The 9,061-nt window shown below is 69.2% G+C and carries 10 protein-coding genes; 3 read left to right on the forward strand and 7 right to left on the reverse strand.

Annotation, left to right across the window (positions count from 1 at the left end; all coding sequences use genetic code 11):
• Positions 1 to 45: 45 nt before the first annotated feature.
• Both ACZ4FV_RS22235 and rpsF read right to left on the reverse strand, forming a co-directional pair.
• A complete protein-coding gene (locus ACZ4FV_RS22235) occupies positions 46 to 651 on the reverse strand; it encodes a single-stranded DNA-binding protein (RefSeq protein WP_402234830.1) in 606 nt (201 codons plus the stop codon).
• Between the two features lie 76 nt (positions 652 to 727).
• Positions 728 to 1,018: a 30S ribosomal protein S6 gene (gene rpsF, locus ACZ4FV_RS22240; protein ID WP_020557172.1), complete on the reverse strand. Its 291-nt coding sequence runs from the start codon at positions 1,016 to 1,018 to the stop codon at positions 728 to 730.
• Positions 1,019 to 1,263: 245 nt separating this feature from the next.
• Here rpsF and ACZ4FV_RS22245 point away from each other — a divergent pair, with 245 nt between their 5' ends.
• Positions 1,264 to 1,590: a hypothetical protein gene (locus tag ACZ4FV_RS22245; RefSeq protein ID WP_395867807.1), complete on the forward strand. Its 327-nt coding sequence runs from the start codon at positions 1,264 to 1,266 to the stop codon at positions 1,588 to 1,590.
• Positions 1,591 to 1,614: 24 nt separating this feature from the next.
• On the opposite strand, the gene urtE is transcribed toward ACZ4FV_RS22245, so the two are convergent.
• The 5 genes from urtE to urtA form a co-directional block, all read right to left on the reverse strand.
• The gene (urtE, locus tag ACZ4FV_RS22250; protein WP_402234922.1) at positions 1,615 to 2,310 is read right to left on the reverse strand and encodes an urea ABC transporter ATP-binding subunit UrtE; all 696 of its coding nucleotides are present in this window, start codon (positions 2,308 to 2,310) and stop codon (positions 1,615 to 1,617) included.
• 8 nt (positions 2,311 to 2,318) lie between these two features.
• On the reverse strand, positions 2,319 to 3,107 hold the full coding sequence (gene urtD, locus ACZ4FV_RS22255; RefSeq protein WP_395867805.1) for an urea ABC transporter ATP-binding protein UrtD: 789 nt from the start codon (positions 3,105 to 3,107) through the stop codon (positions 2,319 to 2,321).
• On the reverse strand, positions 3,104 to 4,225 hold the full coding sequence (gene urtC / locus ACZ4FV_RS22260) for an urea ABC transporter permease subunit UrtC (protein ID WP_395867803.1): 1,122 nt from the start codon (positions 4,223 to 4,225) through the stop codon (positions 3,104 to 3,106). The genes urtD and urtC overlap by 4 nt, the downstream gene beginning before the upstream one ends.
• On the reverse strand, positions 4,222 to 5,115 hold the full coding sequence (gene urtB, locus ACZ4FV_RS22265) for an urea ABC transporter permease subunit UrtB (protein ID WP_395867801.1): 894 nt from the start codon (positions 5,113 to 5,115) through the stop codon (positions 4,222 to 4,224). The genes urtC and urtB overlap by 4 nt, the downstream gene beginning before the upstream one ends.
• A 118-nt stretch (positions 5,116 to 5,233) precedes the next feature.
• A complete protein-coding gene (urtA, locus tag ACZ4FV_RS22270; RefSeq protein ID WP_395867799.1) occupies positions 5,234 to 6,478 on the reverse strand; it encodes an urea ABC transporter substrate-binding protein in 1,245 nt (414 codons plus the stop codon).
• Between the two features lie 242 nt (positions 6,479 to 6,720).
• Between urtA and ACZ4FV_RS22275 the strand changes: the two genes are divergently transcribed.
• Together ACZ4FV_RS22275 and ACZ4FV_RS22280 are read left to right on the forward strand one after the other, a co-directional pair.
• The gene (locus ACZ4FV_RS22275) at positions 6,721 to 7,839 is read left to right on the forward strand and encodes a lipid II:glycine glycyltransferase FemX (RefSeq protein WP_395867797.1); all 1,119 of its coding nucleotides are present in this window, start codon (positions 6,721 to 6,723) and stop codon (positions 7,837 to 7,839) included.
• Positions 7,840 to 7,972: 133 nt separating this feature from the next.
• On the forward strand, positions 7,973 to 9,004 hold the full coding sequence (locus tag ACZ4FV_RS22280; RefSeq protein ID WP_395867795.1) for an alanine racemase: 1,032 nt from the start codon (positions 7,973 to 7,975) through the stop codon (positions 9,002 to 9,004).
• Positions 9,005 to 9,061: the final 57 nt, after the last annotated feature.

Here is a 9,061-nt window from a genome sequence, read left to right on the forward strand (position 1 = left end):
GAAGTCTTCAGCTCGGGGTGCGAACCGATCCCTCGGCCTTGCGGCCTAGAAGGGGGGTTCGTCCGAGTAGCCGCCCGGCGGGGGACCCCAGCCCCCCGCGCCGCCGCCCTGCTGCTGGCCGCCCCCTGCGGGAGTGGCCCACGGGTCGTCGGCGGGTGCGCCACCGCCCTGCTGGGGACGGCCGCCGTAGCCACCGCCACCCTGCTGTCCGCCGCCCTGTTGGCCGCCGTAACCGCCACCGCCCTGCTGCTGACCGCCGCCGTAACCACCCTGGCCGCCGCCTCCGCGGCTGGTCTTGGTGATCTTGGCGGTGGCCCACTTCAGGGTCGGGCCGATCTCGTCGACCTCGAGCTCCACGACGGTGCGCTTCTCGCCCTCTTTGGTCTCGTAGGACCGCTGCTTCAGCCGGCCCTGGACGATGACGCCCGTGCCGCGCTGGAGGGATTCCGCGACGTTCTCCGCCAGCTGCTTCCAGGCCGAACAACGGAGGAACAGCGCTTCGCCGTCCTTCCACTCGTTCGTCTGACGGTCGAACGTGCGCGGCGTGGACGCCACGGTGAAGTTCGCGACAGCGGCACCGCTGGGCGTGAAGCGCAGTTCCGGGTCGGCAGTCAGGTTTCCGACAACAGTGATGATGGTCTCGCCTGCCATGCTGACCCCTTCGCTGATTTCAGCGCAGTGCTGCGTTTCGACGTGCGGTGTGGTTGGTGGTGCGCGCGAGCTCGGACTAGCGCTGGTCGGGGCGCAGGACCTTGGTCCGCAGCACCGACTCGTTGAGGTTCATCTGACGGTCGAGTTCCTTGACGGTCGCGGGCTCCGCGGCCAGGTCCACGACGGCGTAGATGCCCTCGGACTTCTTCTTGATCTCGTACGAGAGCCGGCGACGGCCCCACGTGTCGATCTTCTCGACCTTGCCACCGTCGTTGCGGATGACATTGAGGAACTGCTCGAGCAGCGGCGTGACCGCGCGCTCTTCGAGGTCCGCGTCGAGGATGACCATGAGTTCGTAGCTACGCATGTGAACACCCACCTCCTGTGGACTGATCGGCCACGGAATCTCCGTGGCAGGAGGGCTTGCGTAAATGCCGCCACGCCAAGGCGGCCCCCGATCCGAAAACGCACGGGGGTGCCGAGAAGGCAGCGGACGGTACAGCGTACCCGGCCCCACACACACTCTTGAAATCCGAGCATGACGCCCGTCACCCTGGGGGATGGATATACGGACAAAAGGTCCGTACCGCAGTCACTCACCGGAGGTGCGTGATGGCACATACGATCCGCCGTACGGGAACCGCCGCGACCGCGGGAGCGCACCGGCCCCGGCTGACCCTCAACTCCGACGGCCGTGCCCATCCGCGCGAGAACGCGCTGGTGGCCGCAGTGGTGCTGTTCGCGCTGGTGGCGGGCATCTGCGCGTTCTTCGAGGGGATGCACATCCTGGGCGCGTGGACCGCGCTCGCGGGCGTGCTGACCGGACTGGTCAGTCAGATGTTCTCGGCGACTACCGCAGAGCGTGTGGTCACGGTGCTCGCGCTGGGTGTGTCCGCCGTCGCCCTGTTCATGAACATGTTCCACGGCGGACTGTACTGAGCACCCGCACCCGTATCCGGCGACTCACACGGCCAGCAGTCGCCGGATCTCCGGTTCGGCCAGTTCGCGGCCGGCGCCCTCGCGCACCACGACGCCCGCGTCCAGGACCGTGAAGCGGTCCGCCAGGCGCTCCGCGAAGTCCAGATACTGCTCGACGAGCAGCACCGCGAGGCCGCGCTCGCGGTGCAGCCGCTCGATGACGTCCTCGATCTCGGTCACGATCGAGGGCTGGATGCCCTCGGTGGGCTCGTCCAGGATCAGCATCGCCGGTTCGGTGACCAGGGTGCGGGCGATGGCGAGCTGTTGTTGCTGGCCGCCGGAGAGGAAGCCGGCGGGTCGGTTCAGCAGCGGGCGCAGACGCGGGAACAGATCCAACACCTCGTCCGGCACGCCCGCGTCCCGGCCGCCGCTCGCCTCCCGGGTCACCCGCAGGTTTTCCCGCACACTGAGCCGGTCGAAGCTCTCGTGCCCCTGCGGCACGTAGCCCAGGCCCAGCCGGACCCGCTCGTGGGTCGGCAGCCGGGTGATGTCGCGGCCGCGGAACCGGACCCGGCCGGCGCGTACCGGCAACACGCCCATGATCGTTTCGAGCAGCGTGGTCTTGCCGACGCCGTTGCGGCCCATGACGCACACGAGCGAGCCCGCTGCGACGGTGAGGTCGACGCCGAACAACACCCGGGCCCGGCCGTAGCCGGCCTCCAGGCCGGCCACCTCCAACATCGCGTCCATCAGGACACCGCCTCCCGCTCGTGGGCCTCGCCGGCCGTCCGGGTCCGCGCCTCGCGCGAGCGGCCGAGATAGACCTCCCGCACGGTCGGATCCGCCTGGACCGAGGCCATGTCGCCCTCGGTGAGCACCCGCCCCTCGTGCAGCACCGTCACCGTGGACGCGTAGGTGCGGACGAACTCCATGTCGTGTTCGACCACGATCACCGTGCGGTCCCGGGCGATCGCGGTCAGCAGTGCGCCGGTGCGCTCGCGCTCGTCCCGGGACATGCCCGCCACCGGCTCGTCGAGCAGCAGCAGGCGCGGCTCCTGGGCGAGCAGCATGGCGATCTCCAGCCACTGCCGCTGCCCGTGCGAGAGCACGCCGGCCGGGCGGTCGGCCAGGTCGATCAGGCCGGTGTCCGCCAGCGCCGCCTCGACCGCGGTGCCGCGTCCGCGCCGTCGTCGCAGCAGACGGTGCAGGCCGAGCCGGAACGAGCCGGCCAGGTCGACGTTCTCCTCGACGGTCAATTCCTCGAAGACCACCGCGGTCTGGAAGGTGCGACCGATGCCCGCCCGGACCACCTGATGCTCGCGCCGGCCGACCAACTCGGTGCCGGCGAAGCGCACGCTGCCCTCGGTGGGCCGGGTCAGACCGGTGACGATGTCGATCAGGGTGGTCTTGCCCGCCCCGTTGGGACCGATCAGAAAGCGCAGCTCGCCCTCCTCGACGGTCAGGTCGACGCCGTCGATCGCGCGGAATCCGCCGAACACCACACCCAGACCCCGCACGCTCAGCAGTGGCTCGCTCATCCGGACACCTCCTCGGCGGTACGGGGGCGCGCCGGCGCACTCGTGCGCGTCGAGCGGCGGCGGGCGATCGTGTCCCGGATCTGCCCGACCAGGCCGAGGGCACCCTTGGGCGCGAACGCCATCACCACGATGAACAGGACGCCCTGGAGGTAGAGCCAGCCGTCCGCGTAGTTCTCCGAGAACGTGGTCTTGGCGTAGTTGAGCAGGACCGCGCCCAGGATCGCGCCGGCCAACGCGTACCGACCGCCGACCGCGACCGCGAAGACCAGTTCCAGCGAGGGCACCACCCCCAGCAGGGCGGGCGAGATGATGCCGACCACCGGAACGAACAGCGCGCCGGCGATGCCCGCGGAGATCGCGGACAGGGTGAAGGCGACGGTCTTGACCAGCGCCGGGTCGTAGCCCAGGAAGCGCACCCGGTCCTCGCCGTCGCGCACCGCCACCAGGAGCCGGCCGAACCGGCTCGCCACGACCTGCCGAAAGCCCAGATAGAGCAGGCCGAGCACGATCGCCACGACGAAGTACAACGTGCGCCGGTCCGCGTCGGCGGCCAGGTCCAGGCCGAAGAAGGTGCCGAAGTCGGTCAGCCCGTTGGTGCCGCCGGTCAGGGCCTGTTGACCGACCAGCCAGATGGTGAACGCGGCGGCGAGCGCCTGGGTGAGGATGGCGAAGTAGGCACCGCGTACCCGACGGCCGAAGACCAGCAGGCCCAGCAGCGCGGCGACGGTGCCCGGCAGCAGCACCACCATGGCCAGGGCGAACCATGGTTGGCGGAACGGCTCCCACACCATCGGGAGTCGGTCGACCCCGCTCCAGACCATGAAGTCGGGCAGTTGCCCGGGACCCGCCTCGGCGAGTTTGAGGTGCATCGCCATCGCGTAGCCGCCGAGGCCGAAGAACACCCCCTGGCCCAGGGTCAACATCCCGCCCTTGCCCCAGGCCAGCCCGATGCCGAGCGCGGCGATCGCGAAGCACAGGTATTTGGCCAGGAGTTCGAGGCGGAAGGGACTCAACGTCGCGGGTGCGACGGCGAACACGAGCAGGGCGGTGGCGATGAAGCCGACCGTCCCGCGCCAGTTCTCGGATCGGGCCCATCGTCCGCCCGCGCGGCCGCTCACGTCAGCGCCCGCGAGCGCAGCACGAACAGGCCCTGCGGACGCAGTTGCAGGAAGCCGATGACGACCGCGAAGACCAGCACCTTGGCCAGCGAGGCGTCCGACCAGTACTCCAGGTAGCTGTTCATCAGGCCCAGCGCGAAGGCCGCGATCACCGCGCCCTCCAGCCGGCCCAGCCCACCCGCCACGACCACCAGGAACGCGTCGACGATGTAGTACGTGCCGAGCGAGGGCCCGACCGGGCCGACCAGGGTCAGCGCGACACCGGCCACGCCGGCCAGGCCGGATCCGATGAAGAAGGTGCGCTGGTCCACCCGCCCGGTGTCGATCCCGCCGCACGCGGCGAGCCGGCGGTTCTGCATCACCGCCTGCATCCGCCGACCCTGGCGGGTGCGGTCCAGGTAGATCCGGATCGCAGCCACGCAGAGCAGCGCCAGCACCAGGATGAACACCCGGGCGTACTGGATCCGGACGCCGAACACCTCGTTCCCGCCGACCAGCCAATCGGGCGCCACCACCTGGACGTTGGGGGCACCGAACAGATCCCGCGCGACCTGCTGGAGCACCAGCGACACGCCCCAGGTGAGCAGCAGCGTGTCCAGCGGCCGGCCGTAGAAGCGGCGGATCAGCACCCGCTCCAGGATCAGTCCCATGGTGCCCGCGACCACGAACGCCACGGGGAGGGCGACCGGTACGGCCTGACCCTTCAGACCGAGTGCCGCCACCGGCGCCTGCACCATGTACGCGGTGTAGGCGCCGGCCATGATGAATTCGCCGTGGGCCATGTTGATCACGCCCATCTGACCGAAGGTGAAGGTCAGGCCGAGCGCGATCAGCAGCAGGACGGCGCCGATCGCGAGGCCGATCGGCAATTGGTTCAGGAATGCGTGCACCGGGTGATACCTCCTGTCTCCGTGGTCCCCTGTGCCTGTCTCCCGGGTCGCGTCGCCGGACCGGGTCGAGCCGCCGGGCCGGGTCGGGTCGCGTCGCCGGACCGGCCGCGTCACCCGACTAGGACAGGCCCGAGGCCCACGGATAGGCCTTGAGGTAGGGATCCGGCTTGATCGGCGCCCCGGAGTTCCAGACCTCCTTGATCAGGCCGTCCGGCTGGACCACACCGATCCGCGCGGTCTTGTGCACGTGTTGGGTCGCGCCGTCGATGGTGACCCGGCCTTCGGGCGCGTCGATCCAGACGCCGTCCGCGGCCTTCTTCACCGCCTCGGGATCGAAGCTCTGTGCCTTCTCGACCGCGGCCTTCCACAGGTGGACCGAGTTGTAGCCGGCCTCCATCGGGTCCGAAGTGACCTTGTCCGCGCCGTACTTGGCCTTGTAGGCGGCGACGAATTCGGTGTTCCGCGGGGTTTCGGTGCTCTGGTAGTAGTTCCAGGCGACCGGCTGACCGACGATGTTGTCCGGGCCGATGCCCCGGACCTCCTCCTCGGCGACGCTGACCGAGAGCACGGGCATGCTCGCCGCGCCGACGCCGTTGCCGCGCAGTTGCTTGAAGAACGCCACGTTGCTGTCGCCGTTGAGGGTGTTGAACACCGCATCGGGCTTGGCCGACTCGACCTTGTTGATCAGGGTGCTGTACTCGGTGTGGCCCAGCGGCGTGTACTCCTCGCCGACCACCTCCATGCCGTTCGCCTTCGCGTACGCCTTGATGATCTTGTTGGCGGTGCGCGGGAAGACGTAGTCGCTGCCGACCAGGAAGATCTTCTTCTTGCCCTGGCTCTTGAGGTAGTCCAGGCCCGGCACGATCTGCTGGTTGGTGGTCGCCCCGGTGTAGAAGATGTACGGCGAGCTCTCCAGGCCCTCGTACTGCACGGGGTAGAAGAGCAGTTGTCGGTTCTTCTCGAACACCGGCAACATCGCCTTGCGGCTCGCCGAGGTCCACCCGCCGAAGGTCACCGCGACCCGGTCCCGGGAGATCAGCTTCTGCGCCTTCTCGGCGAAGGTCGGCCAGTCGGAGGCGCCGTCCTCGGTGACCGGTGAGATCTTCTTGCCGAGCACGCCGCCCTTGGCGTTGATCTCGTCGATCGCGAGCAGGACCGAGTTCTTCACGGTCACCTCGGAGATGGCCATGGTGCCGCTGAGCGAGTGCAGCACTCCGACCTTGATCGAGTCCCCGCCGACGTCCGGACCGGCGGCACCCTTCTTCGCGGTGCTCTCGTCGGCGGCGCAGGAGGTGACGAGCAGGGCGGCCAGCGACAGGGCGGCGACGCGCGCCCAGGGTCGGTAAACCGTGATTTTCCGCACGATGCCGGGACTCCTTCGGTTCCGAGGGATGACGTACCGGAGTCTGGCGAGACGCGGTTTCCCCGCCGAGTCGCGATTGTTAAGCGACGATTGCTGATTACTGACACAGTCAAGCGTCTGTTTCGACGCCGAAAGACCGAATTGTTCGCGTACCGTCCCGCGTGTGCCGCCCGGCACGATCCATAGCGCCCAAAGGCGCAGTAACCTCTGTCACGGCCGAACCGATTTCGAGGAGCTCTTACATGTCTTTGCGCCTGAGGACGCTCACCGCCGAGGAGCATCTCGCCTTCATCAAGGGCAGGCCCTCCGTGAGCTTTCTTCAGTGCCCTTCCTGGGGCGCGGTGAAGAGTGAATGGCGGTCCGAGAGCATCGGTTGGATCGACGAATCGGGCGCGGTGGTGGGCGCGGCACTCGTGCTGTACCGGCAACTGCCGAAGATAAAGCGCTATCTCGCGTACATGCCGGAGGGGCCGGTCATCGACTGGTTCGACGGCGATCTGCGCAAGTGGCTCGACCCGATGCTCGCGCATCTCAAGAGCCGCGGTTCGTTCTCGGTCAAGATGGGCCCGCCGGTGGTGATCGCCCGCTGGGAGGCGGACACGATCAAGAAGGCGATCGCGGCCAAGTCGGCGAACCGACTGCGCGATCTGACCCCGGACTGGACCGACGAGCGCGGCGCGGAGCTGGAGCGGCAACTGCGCGGCCTGGGCTGGCAGCAGGACGCGTCGGGCGGCGCCGGCTTCGGCGACGTGCAGCCGCGCTACGTGTTCCAGGTGCCGCTGGTCCGGCGCAGCCTCGACGACGTGCACGCGGGCTTCAACCAGTTGTGGCGACGCAACATCAAGAAGGCCACGAAGGCCGGCGTCGACGTGGTCCAGGGCGGCTACGACGACCTGCCCGTCTTCCACGAGGTCTACAAGGTCACCGCCGTGCGCGACCACTTCACGCCGCGCCCGCTGGCCTACTTCCAGGGCATGTGGAAGGCGCTCAACGCCGAGGACCCCGAACGCATGCGGCTGTACCTGGCCAAGCACGAGGGCGAGGTGCTCGCGTCCACCACGATGGTCACGGTGGGCGACCACGTCTGGTACTCGTACGGCGCCTCGGCCAACCACAAGCGCGAGGTGCGTCCCTCGAACGCGATCCAGTGGCGGATGTTGCGCGACGCGTACGCGCTCGGCGCCTCGGCGTACGACCTGCGCGGCATCAGCGACACCCTGGACGAGAACGACCACCTCTTCGGTCTCATCCAGTTCAAGCTCGGCACCGGCGGCCAGGCCGTCGAATACCTCGGCGAGTGGGACTTCCCGCTCAACAAGATGCTGCACAAGGCACTCGACATGTACATGTCGCGTCGCTGACGCAACGCCGGCGGCACCTGTGTCGTCGGCTGTTACGTGATGATCATCGTGACGCGGCCGGCGTCGCGTGTCCCCCGCCTCCGCCCTGTGTTCCCAAGGGCAAGCCCCGCACACGGAAGGCCCCGAAGCGCCCATGTCGCTCACGCTCTACGTCGACGCTGCCCGCTGGCGCAAGCACCAGGACGAGGTACGCGACACGTTCCCCGGTCTCGTACCGGTGATGAAGGGCAACGGGTACGGGTTCACCAATCCCAGGCTGGCCGAGGAGGCCACCCGGATGTGCGTGGACACCGTGGCCGTGGGGACCACGTACGAGGCCGCGGTGGTCAAGGACCACTTCGACGGCAAGGTGCTGGTGCTCACGCCGTATCTGCGCGGCGAGGAGGCGGTCCCGCTGCCGGACCGCACCATCCGCACGGTGTCCTCGGTGCAGGCCGCCCGGGACCTGGTGGGCTGCCGGGTGGTGGTCGCGTGCATGACCACGATGAAGCGCGACGGGGTCACCGAGGAGGAGCTGGTCAAGCTCCGCACCGGGATGGACGACGTGCGCCTGGAGGGCTTCTCGCTGCACCTGCCGCTGGACCACCCGGACGGGTACGACCCGGTGGCCGAGGTGGTGGGCTGGGTCGAGCGGCTGCGCGCGGCGCGGCTGCCGGTGCGCACGATGTACGTCAGCCACCTGAAGGCGGCCGAGCTCGCGGCGTTGCGCGAGCGGCACCCGGACACCGAGTTCCGACCGCGGATCGGCACCGACCTGTGGCTGGGCGACCACGACGTGCTGGCCAGTCGCGGGACGGTGTTGGACGTGGTGCGCATCGCGCGCGGCGAGCGGTTCGGCTATCGCCAGCGCAAGGCGCCCAGTGACGGGCACCTGGTGGTGGTCAGCGGCGGCACCGCGCAGGGTGTGGGCCTGGAGGCCCCCAAGACCGTGCGCGGGGTGATGCCGCGCGCCAAGGGCGTGGCCCGGGCCGGCCTGGCCACCGTCAACCGCTCGTTGTCCCCGTTCACCTGGGCGGGCAAGCAGCGCTGGTTCGCCGAGCCGCCGCACATGCAGGTCAGCCTGCTGTTCCTGGCCAACGACGTGGCGCCGCCCAAGCCCGGCGACGAGTTGGAGGCCGCGCTGCGGCACACCACGACACACTTCGACCGGATCGCCCTGCGCTGAGCCGTCCGAACGACGAGGCGGGCTCGGTCGCGGCGGGCGAACCGCCGCGACCGAGGC

Source organism: Embleya sp. NPDC025285 (assembly GCF_055558835.1).

Coding starts and splice junctions, on each gene's coding strand:
- ACZ4FV_RS22235 (WP_402234830.1), bottom strand. CDS start 651: ATGGCAGGCGAGACCATCATCACTGTTGTCGGAAACCTGACTGCCGAC.
- rpsF (WP_020557172.1), bottom strand. CDS start 1,018: ATGCGTAGCTACGAACTCATGGTCATCCTCGACGCGGACCTCGAAGAG.
- ACZ4FV_RS22245 (WP_395867807.1), top strand. CDS start 1,264: ATGGCACATACGATCCGCCGTACGGGAACCGCCGCGACCGCGGGAGCG.
- urtE (WP_402234922.1), bottom strand. CDS start 2,310: ATGTTGGAGGTGGCCGGCCTGGAGGCCGGCTACGGCCGGGCCCGGGTG.
- urtD (WP_395867805.1), bottom strand. CDS start 3,107: ATGAGCGAGCCACTGCTGAGCGTGCGGGGTCTGGGTGTGGTGTTCGGC.
- ACZ4FV_RS22275 (WP_395867797.1), top strand. CDS start 6,721: ATGTCTTTGCGCCTGAGGACGCTCACCGCCGAGGAGCATCTCGCCTTC.
- ACZ4FV_RS22280 (WP_395867795.1), top strand. CDS start 7,973: ATGTCGCTCACGCTCTACGTCGACGCTGCCCGCTGGCGCAAGCACCAG.